General features: G+C 68.9%; 18 protein-coding genes. 11 read left to right on the plus strand and 7 right to left on the minus strand.

What is annotated here, in order from left to right; translation table 11 throughout:
- Positions 1-921: 921 nt before the first annotated feature.
- Together EJK15_RS59905 and EJK15_RS72015 are read right to left on the minus strand one after the other, a co-directional pair.
- Positions 922-1,221 (minus strand): hypothetical protein, encoded by a 300-nt coding sequence (locus tag EJK15_RS59905; protein ID WP_138719312.1) that lies wholly within the window; start codon positions 1,219-1,221, stop codon positions 922-924.
- Between the two features lie 156 nt (positions 1,222-1,377).
- Positions 1,378-1,533: a hypothetical protein gene (locus EJK15_RS72015; protein WP_171075226.1), complete on the minus strand. Its 156-nt coding sequence runs from the start codon at positions 1,531-1,533 to the stop codon at positions 1,378-1,380.
- 116 nt (positions 1,534-1,649) lie between these two features.
- Between EJK15_RS72015 and EJK15_RS59910 the strand changes: the two genes are divergently transcribed.
- Complete coding sequence (locus EJK15_RS59910) at positions 1,650-1,898, plus strand: hypothetical protein (RefSeq protein ID WP_138719313.1); 249 nt, start codon at positions 1,650-1,652, stop codon at positions 1,896-1,898.
- Between the two features lie 15 nt (positions 1,899-1,913).
- On the opposite strand, the gene EJK15_RS59915 is transcribed toward EJK15_RS59910, so the two are convergent.
- Positions 1,914-2,768, minus strand: coding sequence for a pentapeptide repeat-containing protein (locus EJK15_RS59915; protein WP_171075227.1), 855 nt, complete (start codon positions 2,766-2,768; stop codon positions 1,914-1,916).
- 869 nt (positions 2,769-3,637) lie between these two features.
- On the opposite strand from EJK15_RS59915, the gene EJK15_RS59920 reads away from it, so the two are divergent.
- The 3 genes from EJK15_RS59920 to EJK15_RS59930 are packed head-to-tail and all read left to right on the plus strand — an operon-like array spanning position 3,638 to position 5,840.
- Positions 3,638-4,039 carry a GntR family transcriptional regulator gene (locus EJK15_RS59920; protein WP_338089959.1) on the plus strand — a complete coding sequence of 134 codons (402 nt, stop codon included), beginning with the start codon at positions 3,638-3,640 and terminating at the stop codon, positions 4,037-4,039.
- Positions 4,036-4,881 (plus strand): ABC transporter ATP-binding protein, encoded by an 846-nt coding sequence (locus tag EJK15_RS59925; RefSeq protein ID WP_138719316.1) that lies wholly within the window; start codon positions 4,036-4,038, stop codon positions 4,879-4,881. The genes EJK15_RS59920 and EJK15_RS59925 overlap by 4 nt, the downstream gene beginning before the upstream one ends.
- On the plus strand, positions 4,878-5,840 hold the full coding sequence (locus tag EJK15_RS59930; RefSeq protein WP_138719317.1) for an ABC transporter permease: 963 nt from the start codon (positions 4,878-4,880) through the stop codon (positions 5,838-5,840). The genes EJK15_RS59925 and EJK15_RS59930 overlap by 4 nt, the downstream gene beginning before the upstream one ends.
- A 13-nt stretch (positions 5,841-5,853) precedes the next feature.
- Here the strand turns inward: EJK15_RS59930 and EJK15_RS72020 are convergent, their stop codons facing one another.
- Entirely contained in the window at positions 5,854-6,351 is a 498-nt protein-coding gene (locus tag EJK15_RS72020; protein WP_171075228.1) for a site-specific integrase, read from the minus strand.
- Between the two features lie 543 nt (positions 6,352-6,894).
- On the opposite strand from EJK15_RS72020, the gene EJK15_RS59945 reads away from it, so the two are divergent.
- The 5 genes from EJK15_RS59945 (at position 6,895) to EJK15_RS73710 (ending at position 10,443) form a co-directional block, all read left to right on the plus strand.
- Positions 6,895-7,329: a DUF3592 domain-containing protein gene (locus tag EJK15_RS59945; protein WP_171075229.1), complete on the plus strand. Its 435-nt coding sequence runs from the start codon at positions 6,895-6,897 to the stop codon at positions 7,327-7,329.
- 175 nt (positions 7,330-7,504) lie between these two features.
- Positions 7,505-7,987, plus strand: coding sequence for a hypothetical protein (locus EJK15_RS59950; RefSeq protein WP_138719321.1), 483 nt, complete (start codon positions 7,505-7,507; stop codon positions 7,985-7,987).
- Entirely contained in the window at positions 7,984-8,259 is a 276-nt protein-coding gene (locus tag EJK15_RS59955; RefSeq protein WP_138719322.1) for a hypothetical protein, read from the plus strand. The genes EJK15_RS59950 and EJK15_RS59955 overlap by 4 nt, the downstream gene beginning before the upstream one ends.
- 259 nt (positions 8,260-8,518) lie before the next feature.
- A complete protein-coding gene (locus EJK15_RS76855) occupies positions 8,519-9,472 on the plus strand; it encodes a hypothetical protein (protein WP_276615557.1) in 954 nt (317 codons plus the stop codon).
- A complete protein-coding gene (locus tag EJK15_RS73710) occupies positions 9,442-10,443 on the plus strand; it encodes a Tn3 family transposase (RefSeq protein WP_276615558.1) in 1,002 nt (333 codons plus the stop codon). The genes EJK15_RS76855 and EJK15_RS73710 overlap by 31 nt, the downstream gene beginning before the upstream one ends.
- Before the next feature lie 176 nt (positions 10,444-10,619).
- Here EJK15_RS73710 and EJK15_RS59965 read toward each other — a convergent pair whose 3' ends face one another.
- Genes EJK15_RS59965 through EJK15_RS59975 form a run of 3 tightly spaced genes read right to left on the minus strand, consistent with a single transcriptional unit; the run spans position 10,620 to position 13,260 of the window.
- Complete coding sequence (locus EJK15_RS59965) at positions 10,620-11,165, minus strand: YciI family protein (RefSeq protein ID WP_138719323.1); 546 nt, start codon at positions 11,163-11,165, stop codon at positions 10,620-10,622.
- Between the two features lie 7 nt (positions 11,166-11,172).
- The gene (locus EJK15_RS59970) at positions 11,173-12,672 is read right to left on the minus strand and encodes an MDR family MFS transporter (RefSeq protein ID WP_138719324.1); all 1,500 of its coding nucleotides are present in this window, start codon (positions 12,670-12,672) and stop codon (positions 11,173-11,175) included.
- Between the two features lie 6 nt (positions 12,673-12,678).
- Complete coding sequence (locus tag EJK15_RS59975) at positions 12,679-13,260, minus strand: NADPH-dependent FMN reductase (protein WP_338089960.1); 582 nt, start codon at positions 13,258-13,260, stop codon at positions 12,679-12,681.
- A 114-nt stretch (positions 13,261-13,374) separates the two neighbouring features.
- Between EJK15_RS59975 and EJK15_RS59980 the strand changes: the two genes are divergently transcribed.
- Together EJK15_RS59980 and EJK15_RS59985 are read left to right on the plus strand one after the other, a co-directional pair.
- Positions 13,375-14,091, plus strand: coding sequence for a TetR/AcrR family transcriptional regulator C-terminal domain-containing protein (locus tag EJK15_RS59980; RefSeq protein ID WP_138719326.1), 717 nt, complete (start codon positions 13,375-13,377; stop codon positions 14,089-14,091).
- A gap of 263 nt (positions 14,092-14,354) precedes the next feature.
- Complete coding sequence (locus EJK15_RS59985; RefSeq protein ID WP_240777918.1) at positions 14,355-15,290, plus strand: tyrosine-type recombinase/integrase; 936 nt, start codon at positions 14,355-14,357, stop codon at positions 15,288-15,290.
- Positions 15,291-15,507 lie beyond the last annotated feature (217 nt).

Here is a 15,507-nt window from a genome sequence, read left to right on the forward strand (position 1 = left end):
CAAACGCTGGATCACCCGCTGGAAAGCCGCTCTCAACGCCTTCGCCATCACCTTCGAAGGCCGCCTGAACCCGACCACCCGATAGAACTAATTCAAGATCGAGTTACACCGTTTACTGGACAGGCCCGCCAATGTGTCCAACGCGAGGTCACGCCATGATCAATGGCCAGATCGGATGTCACCTGACAAGGAGACCCTTGTGCAGATCAAGCCCCGCGTCCGCATCGTCGGCGCCGAACGCATTTGGGACGGTTGCAGCTCGCGAGGTGAGGCGCTGAGAATCGCTCTCAGCGCCGCACCTGTCTCACGACAAGATGGGATCCAGCCGATGCCCAGAAACACGATCACTCGATCGCTGGATTCTGCCAGTGCCCGCACCTCGCGACGATGCGTTAGTACTTCTTGATTTGCCAGTCGTGGGTGAGGGCCTTGCGGTTGTGGTTCAGCCGGTGGGAACCGGTTCGGCCAGGGCCGTGCCTGGTGCGAGGGGGATGAGCGCCGCAACGGTCGCGGCTGTCACCACAGCCATGATTGTCTTCTTCATGGAAGACGATCTTAGGGAAGCGTGAACTTATACGGCTTTTCGGACGGCGACATCAAGAGGGGCGATGCTCATCATCGTCGTGGCACCGTCACCAGCGGCGGGATCGGGACCGGGAACGCCTCCTCGTCATACGGGTTCAGCGTCACCGCCGCGCCCGCGTGGCTGCGTCCGTACAAGACGCTCTCCAACGGGGAGGCGTTCCGGGCGTCGGCGGAACCAGCACAAGGACACGCTCGACCCGCGTCGGCTCGGGCTGGTGTCGTTCGAGTACGTCCCGCCCGCGCGCCGCCGCCGAGGCGGTGATGGAGCTAGACCTCGCTCAGCGGCGCCGCCGGACTGACCACCCTGCGGGGGAGCGGGCTCGGTCGCCTACCGCATCATCTTCTGACGTAACGCACCTTCCCCTTGTGCGCCTGGCCGATCGTGGTCTGCGTCGTAATCGTCGTCACCAGCTCGATCATGTAGCCCTGTTCGGCAAGCATCTTGGCCTGTTTTTCCGCCGCCTTCAGGGCTCTGATCCTCGCTTCATGTGGCCCTGACAACCACGTGCAGGGGGTGGCGCAGGCCAGAGCCGCCTCAGCCGAAACGGTCCGATTTGCGGTTGTGGCCGACACGGGCGAGGCGGTGACCGCCAAGGGTGCCGCAAGCACGGTTACCGTCGCCAGAACTCGGGCCATGGGGCGTATTTTCCGGGATGTTCCTGCTGTCTGCATCGAGTCTCCCCGTGAGTTCGCCAGAGCGATTGCTATTGGCGTCACAGAGCACGGTCGCCGTCAACAGGGCACGCGCCGGTCACTTCCCGGACATTCCTGTCCAGCACGCCCCCGGGCCGATCAGGTGAGTTTGCCGCGCAGGCTGGCCACGGCGTCGGAGCGGCCGCTGATCGCCGCGGCGGCGATGCGCGCGACTGTCGTCACCACGGACACGTGGGACATCGCCGTGGGCACTGACCGGACCGGCGACAGCTCCTTCCGCGTCGAGCGCGTCAACGTCGGCACCCCGCTGTCGTGGGGGCGGTGGGAGGCCGGCGTCCGCCAGGTTGGCGTGACGGAGGCGACCGCGGCGACCCTCGTTGGCGACTCGCTGCTCGTGCGCGGCGCGGCGGGTGCAGCGTACCCGCGAACTGTCGTTCGCGCACAACACTCGCTGGCTCCCGCTTCGGGATTACCTGCCCGGCGACCGCATCTACGCGCCTGGCGAGGCGGGGGAGCGGGTGAAGCTGCGGGTGCGGCAGATCACCCTCACCCGCACCATCGGCGGGGTGGTCGGCGGGAACCTCGTCCTCGATGACCGGCTCGCCGACCAGGAGCTTCGGCTACGCCGCCGCATTGCTGGCATGTCGATCAGACCATAGGTCGCCCACGTGCGATCAGAAGATCGTGGTCTCATCGACGAGGGGCACCTTTCTGATTTCGCTCTCCGTGACTCCGATGATGCCGGTCAGATTCGCGCCGGTCAGATTCGCGCCGGTCAGATTCGCGCCGGTCAGGTTCGCGTCGATAAGGTTCGCGCCGGTCAGGTTCGCGTCGGTCAGGTATGCGTCGGTCAGGTTCGCGCGGAACAGATTCGCGTCGGTCAGGTTCGCACCGAGCAGGTTCGCGTAGTCTAGTTCCGCGCCGCTCAGATTTGCGCCGTCCAGCCGTGCGCTGGTCAGATTGGCGCCACCCAGGTGGGCTTTGGTCAGATCCGCGCGGAACAGTCTCGCCTCGGTCAGGCCCGCATCCATGAGGTACGCCTCGCTCAGGTTCGCACCAGGGGTACGGATCGAGTTCAGGTCGGGCGCGCGCACATCTCGGGTAGCGGATCGACGTCCGATGATGGTCAACGCGGCTGCCACATCGGTGGTGGCGCGCATGGTGAACAACTCCTTGTCTGTGATGCTGGGTTTCGGGTCGTGCTCGCGCACGAATGCGGCCAGCACGTCGTAAATGGTCTGGTGGTCGCGATGGGAGTCTTGCGCGAGCCGTTCCAGGGCGTACAGGCCGCCGAGCCGGACGTCCAGCTTGGCGGAGCCGAGTTGTTCCACGGCCTTGGTGTACCGGTCGGTGATCTGCCCCTCCTCGGCGGTCAGCTGCGCCTGCCGAGAAGCATCGAGTGACTGCGCGGTGTACCACAAGCCCTGGGCTGTGAAGACGACGCCGCCGATGACCACCAGCCCGGTGGCGGCTTGGATCAGGGTGTGGCGCGCGGCGTTGACGGCCTGTACACGTTCGGTCGCGGTCATCTGCTGACGCTCGGCCCGCGTCAAGGGATGGTGTTCCCCGGCTAGGCGGCGCGCGGCCGGCCCGATGAGCACGGCGATGCCGAGTGCGGAGATTCCGGCCAGGGCGATACCTGCCAGGGTCCAGCGTCCCCAGTCTGGGATGCTGCCGATGGTCGCTGCTGCGCCAGCCCCGGCGATCGCCGCTAACAGGGGGATCAGCCAGAATAAGCGTCCTATCCACCGCCGTCTCCACCATCGTGTCTGGCGCGCTGAGGGAGCCGTGGCAGGCGCAGGGGCCGGGGTCGCGCCTCTAGCCATTCGACGTGCTTTGGATGTGGTCGCCGCTGCTATGACGTCCTGGGCTGGTGGTCGCGGCTGCCTGGCTGACATGCGCCCTATTGCATCGCCATCTCGCACGGGCGATGGCGAGGATGCCTCAACTGTTACCGCGTACCGGCAGCGGACCTGCTCGATCGGCAACCACTCCGCGACGTCCTTATCGGCCTTCTGCCGAAGCGCGCGGGTTCGCGGATTCTTCGTCTCTGAGCCAGTGGAACTCGTTTGTGATGGGGGCGCGAGTGATCGGATGCGGGCAAGTTCGTAACATACGGCGCCGTCCCAGCCTCCCCCGCCTGCCCCTCACCCGCGTCGGCCGCCAGGCGCAGCGTCTGCCACCCATCCGCGAGCTCCTCACCGCCACGTCGGCGGCCACTCCCGCCACGTCGGCGGCCACTCCCGCCGCGTGCCTTCAGCGGCCGGTGCCACCCGCGCGCCGGTCAGCTCGGCCGTCTCCAGACCCGTCGACTGCCGAACATGGCGTCGCGTGACGACAACGGGTTGACAAGGGGCGGGCGAATCCAACACCCTTTCACTATTCAAATAGTGAAAGGGTGTTTCGGTTGATCGAGTTCAACCTGGACCGCGGCTCGGGGGTTTCGACGTACCTACAGCTCGTTCACCAGGTCAAACAGGCGCTCCGGCTCGGTACGCTGCGGCCTGGCGACCAGTTGCCGACCGCCCGCGAGGTGGTCGAGAGCCTGGCCATCAATCCCAACACCGTGCTCAAGGCCTACCGGGAGCTGGAGCGTGAAGGGCTGGTCGAGGGGCGGCCGGGGATGGGGACGTTCGTCCGGCAGGGCATCGCGGGTGCGACGCTCGCCGAGCACACGCGGCTGCGGCGCGGTCTGGAGGCGTGGGTGCACGACGCTTTCGCGGCCGGGCTCGATCAGGAGGACCTGCGGGCGCTGTTCACCGTGGTCCTGGCCGGCGCGGCGAAGGAGGGCGTGGCATGAGTCCCGCGCTGGAGGCGACCGGGCTGGGGGTCCGCTATCGCCGTACGTGGGCGTTGCGCGACTGTTCGCTGTCCGTGCCGACGGGGCGCGTGGCGGCGCTCGTCGGGCCCAACGGCGCGGGCAAGACCACGCTCATGCACGCGGCCGTCGGCCTGCTGCGGCCCGCGCTGGGAAGCGTCCGCGTGGCCGGCGAGGCGGCGTTCGTGGCGCAGGACAAGCCGCTGTACGAGAGCTTCACCGTCGCCGACATGCTCACCTTCGGCCACCGTATGAACTCCCGCTGGGACGACGCCGCCGCTGCCGCCCGGCTCGCCGGGCTGGGCATCCCGCTGGAGCGGAAGGTGAGTGGGCTGTCGGGCGGGCAGCAGGCGCAGGTGGCGGTCACGCTGGCGCTGGCGTGTCGGCCCGACCTGCTCGTGCTGGACGAACCGCTGGCCAACCTCGACCCCCTCGCCCGCCACGACGTGATGCGCTCGATCATGGCGGAGGTGGCCGGGAGGGAGCTGACCGTGCTGCTGTCCTCGCACGTCGTCTCCGACCTGGAGGAGACCTGCGACTGGCTGGTCGTGCTGAACGGGGGTCGGCTGCAGGTCAGTGGTGACATCGAGGAGCTGCTCGACGGGCATCTCGTGCTCACCGGGCCGGACGAGGCGTCGGCGGCGGGGACGCAGGTGGTGAGCGCGAGCCGTACCGGCAGGCAGGTCAGCATGCTGGTCAGGGGCGCATCCCCGCTCGATCCGCGCTGGCAGGCGCGGCGCCCCGGGCTGGAGGAGCTCGTCATGGGCTACCTGCGCAGCCCCGAGTCGGCGGCGCTGACGGGACTGACGAGGGTGGGCGCGTGATCTGGGTGACGTGGCGCCAGCACCGGGCGCAGATCCTCGTGACGGCGGGCTTCCTGACGCTGCTGGGAGTACTGCTGCTGGGTTCGGCGGTGGAGGCGAGCTGGTACGTGGCCGAGCACGCCCCGCCGGGCTGCCCGGGGCCCGCCGTGGCGTGCGGAGACCTGGCGGTGCCGCTGGGGCGGCGCTACGACGCGGTCTACTCGGTGTTCGGTTGGATGCCTCTGGTGGCGCCGGCGTTGATCGGGGCGTTCTGGGGCGCGCCGCTGCTCGGCCGCGAGTACGAGCGCGGCACCCACCGCCTGGCCTGGACGCAGTCCGTGCCCGTGTGGCGGTGGCTGGCGGTCAAGCTGTCGGTCCTGGGCGGGGCGGTCGTGGCGGGTGGGCTACTGCTGTCGCTCATGGTGAGCCTGTGGCGGCCGGTGTTCAGGACGGGGGTCGACTCCACGTTCGGCAATATCGGCGTGTTCAACATGGTCGGGGTGGCGCCGGGGGCGTGGTGGCTGTATGCGTTCGCGCTCGGCACGGTGGCCGGCACCCTGTTCCGGCGTACGCTGCCCGCGATGGCGTTGGTCGTGGCCGGGGTGACGGTGACGATGTTCACGCTGTTCCAGCTGAGCGACCACTACGCCGAGCCCGCGCGTACCGAGCTGTCCGGCACCGTGCTGCTGGACGATCCCGACGCTCGGCTGGTGAGCGCCGCCTGGGTGGAGCCGTCCGGGAGGGAGGTCGCCGAGCCGTCGGACAGCGGCTGCCCGCGTCGGGTGGATGTGGGGCAGAGCAGCAAGAACACCGAGGCGTGGCAGGCGTGCCTGTTCGGCAAGGGCCACCGGTACGCGGTGTACTACCATCCGCCGTCCAGGTTCTGGCGCTTCCAGTGGACCGAGGCGGGGATCCTGGCGCTCGCGTCGGCGGCCCTCGGCGGCCTGGCCGTGCGCCGCACCCTCCGCCGCCCAGGTTGACAGGCCAGTTCTGTCAGAGCCGGAGAGCGGCCACCTGCGTGAACTTCTTGAGCTTGGGCCAGTAGACGGTGACGTCCAGGCCGTCGTCGGTCTCGACAACGTCGGCGATGTCGAGGGCGACCAGCTCGCCGGCGCGGGCGGCGGTGGCGTAGCCGAGCAGGAACAGGGCGGCGTCGCGCTGCCCGGCCAGCGTGGTGCGGTCGAGGGTGGCCAGCATGGCGCGCAGCGCGTCGGGAACGGCGGGGGTGGCCTTGCGGGGCTGGGCGGCTGGGTCCTTGGCCAGGGCGAGCCCGTGCCGGTAGCCGGTGAGGATCTGCTGGGCGGCCTTGGTCTCCGGCTTGGGATGGCCGGCCAGCTCGTGCGTGGTGCGATGGCGGCCATGGCGCGTTCGATGGTGGAGGGGGAGAACGGCCTGCCGTTCTTGCTCGGGGTGGCGGTCAGGTGGCGGACATACTCGGCGAGCGTGGCGGCCGTGGCCGGCAGCGGGACGCGGCCGTGCGCCTTGCACCACGCGCCGAAGGCCTTCATGTCGGCGGTGTAGACGCGCCGGGTCGAGGCCGGGACCGCGTCGGTCAGCGCCTGGAGCGTCGCGTCGCTCAGCGCGAAGTCGGCGGTGTGGGCGGACACCTCCAGCGCCGCCGCGGTGACGGCGCTGCGGGGGCGAGGGCGGTTCTCCGGCCTCCCTTTCGATCATGGATTTTGCTCGGGAGAAGGAAGGTTATCAGGAGTAATCCTGCGTCCCAGGAATTCCGGCAGAAGATCAGGGAGCCCCCGCCGCTGTCCCGTCTCGTTGGAGGTGAGTCAGTCTCAGTGATCGCCTCCCGTGCACCGTGGTGGTCTCCGGATACGCCAGAGACCTGCACGACCGCGACCTGTACACCTTTTTCTGGTACCGATGCGCCGAGACGCAGAGAATGGGCTTCAGGGTCATCATCACCGAGAAAGGCGGAACCCTGTGCTCGGTCGGCAACAGCGGGCACCTGCAGGAAGCGAACGTAGAGGCCGACCCTCCGGTGGCCAGGCGAGGAGTTCTCGGGCCGCCTACTTCTTGACGGTGCTGAAGGTGCTGGCGTCAATCCCCTTCGTCCTGTTGGGCGTCGTTATGGTTGGCTCGGGCTGGTCCATGCTTGACGAAGCCTCGGATCTTTCCGGGCATGGGCGCTCCACTACCGGGGTGGTGGTCTCCAGGGAGTGGGTCACCAGTGGCATGGGTTCGACCCCGAAGATCGATGTCAGTTTCGTTGCCTTCGACGGGACCCGGCATGTGGTGCGGCATACGGGCGATGAGCGGGTGGGCGCCCGTATCAAGGTTCTCTACGATCCGGCTAACCCGGACAAGTCCAGTGTGGAGCCGGTCGCGTCGCAGAGGGGCCTCGGGGTCTTCCTCATTGTCTGCGGTGTGATCTTCACGGTGGGAACGCCATGCTTGTTCGGCTGGGGTGCCATGGCAGAGGCCCGAATTCGCGGGAGTGGCGGCACGCCCCGGTGAACATCGGTGGCCACCAGTCTCCCGCCCGGTCCGAGCGGGCTTGTCTCTTCCGGGTTGAGTCGATCATCGTAGGAGGATGGACGATGTTGGTCACGATCCCGAGCCGGCGGCCCAACCGAGGCGTCCTCCGCTACTTTCGGTCCCGCTCGCGCTGGTTCGAGAGCACTCTGGAGGCATGTCAAAGACGACGCACGAGGCGGGACGAGCGGCGGGTTCGGGGCTGTGGCGCGGCACGGCGATCATCGCGCTCGTGTTGCTGGCGGCCTCTCTGGTGGCGGGGCTGCTGTGGTTCTTCGCCGATCCGCTGGACCTGCCTCCGGAACTGCTGGCCACCCTGGATCAACGGGGCAGCGTGATCGGCATGTTCGCCGGCATGCTGCTGGGTGCGGCCGGGTTCGTGGTCGCGGTGGTGGCGTTGCGCGCGCAGACGCGCGCCGACCGCACCCCGGCCGGCATCACCCCGCCCGAGACGGCGGCCGCTGAGCAGCAAGCCCTTCAGGTGTCGGCCGAAGGCGAGCGGTCGGTCGCCATTGGCGGCGACAACACCGGCATCATCTCCACCGGTGACGGCGCGCGGAACGTGCAGATGCGGGCGCAGGCCTCAGACCAGGGCCGGGTGTATCAGGCCGGCGGCGACCAGACCATCAACGAGCCATGACCACCCCCTCGGCCGACCTGCCGGATCTGCCAGATGTCCGGATGGACGGCGCCGCTCGTGACCAAGGCCGGTTGTACCAGGCGGCTCGCGACCAGACCGTCAACCAGATCACCCAGCAGGTTCCGCGGCGGCCGCTGCCCGAGGCCGGCACCGTGCAGGTCCCCGTCGGGCTGGCCGGGTTGCCGCGCCGTCCGGCCGCGGCCTTCGTCGGCCGCGATACGGCCCTGACCGCACTACGTCAGGCGCTGCAGGAGGAGACCGGGCCCGGGTGATCAGTCAGGCCGTGCTCGGGCTGGGCGGCGTCGGCAAGAGCGAACTGGCGCTGCAGTACGCCCACCGCCACCGGCAGGAGTACCGGCTGGTGTGGTGGATCGACGCCGACGGCCCGGAGCGGATCCGTGCCGGGCTGGCCGCCCTGGCCCGGGCACTGGCCTGCGGCATTGGCTCGGTGGCCGCCGATCTGTTCGCGCTGCTGATGGCCACCCGGTTGATTAGCCCGGCCCGCCGTAAGTCCGCCGACGAGCGCTGCGGATGCTGCCGCGGCTGGAGCGGGCCTCCAAGCTGGTGGCCAAGGCTGGACGCGTCCTGGTCGACCAGCTTGACCTGGTTGACCAGGAGGGTGCAGACCTCGATGTGGCGGCGATGTGGACCGCAGTTGCCGAGATCGCCGGCGCCAGCAAGGAACAGGTCCGCGCGGCGCTGGAAGTGGTGGAAGAACTGGTCCCTGAGGAGGACGGCGCGGCCGAGGCGGCGATGCGGACGGCGCTGGTGGAGAAGTACAACACCGTGCGCCCGTTCCTGCGGCTGCTGGGTGAGTCGAAGGCACTGGCAGCGGCACCGGGCGGGCGGCGCGTGCTGGCCGCGGTGCGCCGGTTGCCGGAGCTGTCGCGGCGGCAGGTGAGCAAGAAGCCGCTGCTGCCCAAGGAGATCGACGCCGCGTTGGTGACCGTGTCGTGGAAGCGGACGGTGTATGCCAACCATGATCTGCCGCAGGGTGCGGTGGATCGTGACGCGTACGTGGTGTGCGTGCTGGAGCACCTGATGCGGGCCCTGACGGTCCGGGATGTGTTCGCCTCGCCGTCGCTGCGCTGGGCCGACCCGCGCGCGCACCTGCTGGCCGGCCCGCAGTGGGAGGCGATCGCCGAGGACGTGCTGGCCTCCCTGTCACTCACCGACCCCGTCCAGGAACATCTGAACGACAAGGTCACGGCCCTGGACGCAGCCTGGAAGCAGATGGCCGCCCGGCTGGAGGAAGCGGGCGAGGACGCGTTGGTCTCGGTGGTGACCCCGGCCGGCGGCGGGCGGGCCCGGCTGTCGGTGGAGAAACTCGGCGCGCTCGGCGAGAGCGAGTCCCTGGCATGGCTACGGGCCGCCTGCCAGGCCATGCGCCCCGCATCGACCTGCCCGAGCTTCTGCTGGAGGTGCACGCCTGGACCGGTTTCCTGGACGCCTATGTGCACCTGGCCGACATCTCCACCCGCATGAACGATCTGCCGAGATCGCTGGTGGCGCTGCTGATCAGCGAGGCGTGCAACGTCGGGTTGACGCCGGTGATCAAGGTCGGGGATGAGGCGCTGACCCGTGGCCGGCTCTCGCATGTGGACCAGAACTATGTGCGCGGCGAGACGGACGCCGCGGCCAACGCGATCCTGATCGAGCACCAGGGCAAGGTGCCGATCGTCGCAGCGTGGGGCGGTGGCTTGCTGGCGTCGGTGGACGGGCTGCGGTTCGTCGTCCCGGTCAAGACGATCAACGCCGGACCCTCACCCAAGTACTACGGTTACAAAAGGGGCCTGACCTGGCTCAACGCAGTAAATGATCAGGTTGCGGGGATCGGGCAATTGGTTGTGCCGGGCACGCCCCGCGATTCGCTCTATATCCTGGACTGCCTGATCAACCTGGACGCCGGGCCGAAACCCGCGGTGGTCACGACTGATCAGGCCAGCGACAGCGACATGGTGTTCGGGATCTTCTCCATGCTCGGCTACCGGTTCGCGCCCCGCTTCGCCGACCTGGGCGACCAGCGGTTCTGGCGGGCCGAGCTGCCCGACGGCACCACCGGCGCGTTTGGGGTGCTGGAGGCGATCGCCCGGAACAAGGTGAACACCAAGAAGGTGATCACCCAGTGGCCGGACATGCTCCGCGTAGCCGGATCGTTGGTGACCAACCAGGTGCGCGCCTACGACCTGCTGCGCATGTTCGCCCGCCAGGGTTCTCCGACGCCGCTGGGGCAGGCGTTCGCCGAGTACGGCCGTATCGACAAGACGATGCACCTACTGAGCATGCTGGACCCGATGGATTCCAGCTACCGCCGGAGCCTGGGCAATCAGCCCAGGGTGTACCAGTCAAGGACGAGGACGTGGCGCGGCTGTCCCCGCTGGGCCACGCCCACCTCAACTGCCTGGGCCGCTACGCGATCACTTCCTCGGCCCCGGACAAGGGCCTGCGGCCGCTAGGCGCGACACCGCCGCATGACGGTGCCGCCATGGGTGTTGTGGGTGAGGACGGGCCTGAACCGCATGCCGGGCGATCACGGTTAGCTGGGTAGGGATCGGCTCGCGCCGCTGTCCTTGTGCGTGCGGTCAGGCGGGGCAGCGATGTGGTGCCGCCGCCAGTGATGACCGCATGCTGATCATCGTCGTCCGCCGAACTCCCAATCGTGAACTTCGATACCGGCATACCGGTCCGGGGCCAGGACTGTGCGGGCCGTGTCCCGATCCGTCGCCCGGATCAGGGCTGCCGTGCCCAGCCAGGTGACGCCGTCGTCGGACAACAGCGGCCCGTAGGCGATCAAGTCGTCCCGCCGGTCGGACGGTGGAACGAGGTCGGCGGACTGGCCCGTGCCGAGGCCCAGAACCAGATAGCGGTTGCCGCCTTCGCGGCCACCGGGAAAGTCCCACATGGTGCGACCCAGCACGTTGCGCCACCGGCGCAGCATCACGTCCCGGTACACGCCGGCCTGAAAGATGGGCTCGTCGAAGGCGAACGCCCGCGCAGCGGCCAGGTCCGGCAGGTCGACGATATGCACGCTGCCGGTGGCCGTGTCGCCGTCGAGCGTCGGGCCGCGGGCGATCAGCTGCGAGTCGTAGCGGTCCATGTAGGACCAGTGCTCCTCCACCAGCTTCTCGCGCAGTGCCGCGGAGCCGGGCCGGTCACGGTGGTAACAGAAGAATTCCATGTCGGGCCTATCTATCACGGATTGCGGCAGGGGCGGGCGCGTCGGTGCCGGGGTCGTCGGCGGGGCCGGTGCGCAGTGGGGTTTCGCGGATCAGCCAGGCGATGGTGAAGGCGGCGACGGACAGGGCGGCGGCGCCGATGAGGATGACGTGCAGGCCTCCGGTGACGGCCAGCCGCACCGCGTCGGCCGCCTGGGCGGGCAGGCCCGGCAGCAGGGCGGGGGTGAGGTCGCCCCGCATGGTCAGTCGGTCGGCGGCGGCCGGACCCAGGTGGCCGGCCAGGTCGTCGCGTACCCGGGCGGCATACAGGGTGCCCAGCAGGGCGATGCCCAGCGAGCCGCCGATGGTGCGCAGCAGCGTGAGGGTGCCGCTGGCCGCGCCCATGTCGCGCGGGTCGGCGCTGTTCATGGTGATCAGGGTGGTGCTCTGCAGCACCAGGCCCAGGCCTGCCCCGATGGGGAGGGCCAGGGCCGAGGCGAGCGCGGCGGGGGTGTCTCCGTCAAGCGGGAACAGCGCCAGCGCGCCGCCGGCCATGAGGGCTGCGCCGAGGATCGGGTAGCTGCGGTAGCGGCCGTTGGCGCTGATGAGGCGGCTGGTGAGCAGCTGGGCGCCGAGCATGCCGAACATCAGCGGGAGCAGCAGCATGCCGCTGGCCGCCGGGGAGGAGCCCTGCACGAGCTGCAGGTACTGCGGCAGGTAGTTGGTGACGGTGAGCATCACCGCGCCGACCAGGAAACTCAGGACCTGGGCCAGGGTGAAGTTCCGGTCGGTGAACAGCCGGGGCGGGATGATCGGCTCGGCGGTGCGGCGTTCGACGGCCACGAACGCGGCCAGGGCCAGCGCGCCGATCGCGCCGAGGGCCCAGGGCCAGGGGGTACCGCCCGCCAGCAGGGTCAGGGCCACGATGGCGACGGTCAGCAGGGCCGCCCCGGCGTAGTCAATGCGCGGCCTGCCGCGTCCGGTGGGTGGCAGGTGGATGCGGGTGGCGATGAGCAGCAGCGCGAGGACGCCGATGGGCAGGTTGACGTAGAAGGTCCAGCGCCAGCTGAGGTGGTCGGTGAGCAGCCCGCCCAGCAGCGGCCCGCCGACGTAGGCGACGGGCATGATAGCGCCGATCATCGACTGCAGCCGGCCGCTGTCGCGCGGCGGGACCAGCACGCCGATGATGGCCAGCGCGCCGACCATGAGTCCGCCCGCGCCGAGCCCCTGCACGGCGCGGAAGGCGATGAGCTGCGGCATGGTCTGGGCCAGGCCGCAGAGCGCGGACCCGGCCAGGAACAGCGCGATGGAGCAGATGAAGGTGGCCTTGCGGCCGAGCAGGTCCCCGAGCTTGCCCCAGATCGGGGTGGTGGCCGCGGCGGCGAGCATGTACGCGGTGACCACCCCCGGCAGCTGGTCCAGGCCGCCGAGGTCGCCGGCGATGGTGGGCAGCGCGGTGCCCACGATCAGGCCGTCGAGCATCGCCAGGAACATGCCGGTCAGCAGCCCGAAGACACCCAGGCGTGTCATGGCGCCTCAGACGGTGTAGGGACGGGCGGTCTTGGCCTCGCGCAGCGCGTGCGCCCACCAGGCGAGCCGGTCCAGCATGACCTTGGCGGCGGCGTCGACGGCCGGGTCGAGGGCCTTGCCGTCGCCGTCGAACTGCGCCCACGGATGCTGCAGGCCGACGCTGTCACGGATGGTGACGGCGTGCAGCTCGGCCAGGACGAGCCGGAGTTGCTCGACCGCGCGCAGCCCGGCGGAGAAGGCGCCGTAGGCGACGAACGCGACGGGCTTGGCCTGCCATTCGACGCCGTGCCAGTCAATGGCGTTCTTCAGCGCGGCCGGGAAACTGTGGTTGTACTCGGGCGTCACGATGACGAAGGCGTCGGCCGCCGCCAGGCGCGGCGAGACGGCCGCCAGCAGATCCCTGTCCTCTTGAGAGGCCGGTGGCTGGCCGAGCACCGGCAAGACGGTCGGCAGCGGGGTCTCGACCAAGTCGATCAGGTCGGCGCTCATGTCGTCGCGCTGATGGAGGTGGTCCAGCAGCCAGTTCGCCACGGCGGGGCCGAAACGTCCCTCACGGGTGCTGCCGAGAATGACGGCGATCTCGAGCACGCGGCTCTCCTTTGTGTGTACAACGTATTTTGCTAGATACAACGTACACATGAGTGTGTACGCAGTCTACTGCTGATACGTTGTATCGGCAGATGAGAAGAAAGGAGCGGCGGCATGGCCACCGACAAGAGCGCACCGCTGTGGGAGCGGCTGGAACGGCCCGCACCAGCCCCCCGCCAGACGTTGTCTCCGCTGGGCATCGCCACGGCCGCCGTTGCGGTCGCCGACGCCGAGGGCCTGGAGGCCATCACCATGCGCCGCCTGGCCACAGAGCTGGGCGTCGCTCCCATGGCGCCCTACCGCTATGTGTCAGGCAAGGACGACCTGCTGGAACTCATGGTTGACCACGTTTACGCAGGCCTTCGCCTGTCCGGCGGCCTCGGCTGGCGGGAGAGCCTGCACGCCCTGGCCGTGCGCACACGCGAGTTGATGCTGGAGCACCGGTGGCTGGCTCAGCTCCCACCGCAAACCAAGCTCGCCCTGACACCTAGCCGAATGGCCGTGGCCGAGCAGGCCCTGACGGCGCTCGACGGCCTCGGCCTGGACTCCGACACGATGATGGGCATCTTCCGCAGCGTGGACGCCTACGTGCACGGCGCCATGAGTCACGACAGCGCCGTCGATGCGTTCATGAGCGAGCAGAGCCTGTCCAGCAGCGACGAACTGCGCACCGAGCTCGCCCCCCTCATGGCCTGGCACATGCGCACCGGCCATTACCCCACTTACCAGCACTACCTGCGCACCGCCACCCGCAAGGACGACAGGCAATGGCAGTTCGACCTCGGCCTCAACTGCCTCCTCGACGGCATCGCCGCCCGCCTGAACATTTGAGGATGCCCGCATCGAGGCTGGAGCAGACAGCGAACAACCCGTGGCGTGAGTGAGACCGGACAGACGAGTTGTCGCCATACGACGATCCACGATGCAGGCGGAGCTCTTCGCCAGGGCACGGCGCTTGAGGTGTTGCGGGATAACATTCGTTATCTGGCAAGATAGCGATCACCGACGTAGCGCGAGCTGGGCGGCTGTTGTCCGGCGCGGAGGCTTCGTTTCCCGGTTATCTGGCAACTCGGCGGATGGTGGAGGCGTACCGAATGGATCTGGTCATCGTCGAGCAGCTCGGCCGCGCCCACCCGCTTGCCCGCTATCTCGACGACTTCCTCACTGATCTGGCCAACGCCGGCGCCTCCATCCACACTCGGCGCGCCTACCGTGGCGACCTGATCGCCTTCGCCGCCCACCACGGGGAGGAGATCGGCGCACTGTCCGCCGCACCGGTTCGCGCGTTCCTGGCCGAGCTCGCCGAGCTGTCGCCGGCCAGCCGTAAGCGCAAGCGTGCCGCCGTCGCTTCCTTCGCCAAGTGGGCCGTCCGGCACGACCTCCTGCAGGCCAACCCGATGGACCGGATCGACACGGTCAAGGTGCCCAAGACCCTGCCGCGCCCGGCCGCGGCCGCCGACGTCGCCAAGGTGCTGGCGGTGATCTGCTCGCGGCGGCCGCGCAAGGATCTGCCGCTGGACCGGCTACGCGATCGGGTGCTGTTCGAAACGGCCTACGTGTGCGGCGCCCGCGCCTCCGAAGTGTGCGGCCTGTACGTCGAAGACCTCGACCTGCGCCTGGACGACGAACACGTCCGCATCCATGGCAAGGGCGGCAGCGTACGCACCGTCCTGCTGGACGACCGCGGCTACGTCACCCTGCTCAAGCTCTACCTGGCCCGCACCGGCTACACCGCCGGGCCACTGTTCCGGGCCAGCATCAACGGCCGCGGCGGACCGCTGTCCTACGACGCCGCCCACCACCGCTGGCAGACGTACTGCACCGCCGCACGCGTCGAGATCGACATCCACCAACTGCGCCACGCCCACGCCACCGAACTCATCAACGCCGGCGTCTCCATCGAGGCCGTCCGCCGCCGCCTCGGCCACGCCTCCACCGAAACCACCCAGCTGTACGCGCTACTCGACGACAAGGTCGCCGACGCCGAGATCCGCGCCGCACGCCGACGCCAGCACCTGGCAACGAGCTAAGGAAGCTTCGCAACCAAGAGCAGCCTCAGCTCACTGCAATCAAGATCCTTCTCAGCGCCAACGGCTGTCCGCCGGTTCCTCAACCCCGATGAAGTCCCAGAGTTCATGCGAACTGAAGGTTCATCGGACTGAACCGAAGGGTCTTCATCCCTCATGGACCGTTTCGACCCTTGAGTTCGTCACGACTGGCGGGGTCTTGCTCTTCGACTGCGGTGGC

The organism is Nonomuraea basaltis, from assembly GCF_005893125.1.
Taxonomy (GTDB): domain Bacteria; phylum Actinomycetota; class Actinomycetes; order Streptosporangiales; family Streptosporangiaceae; genus Nonomuraea; species Nonomuraea basaltis.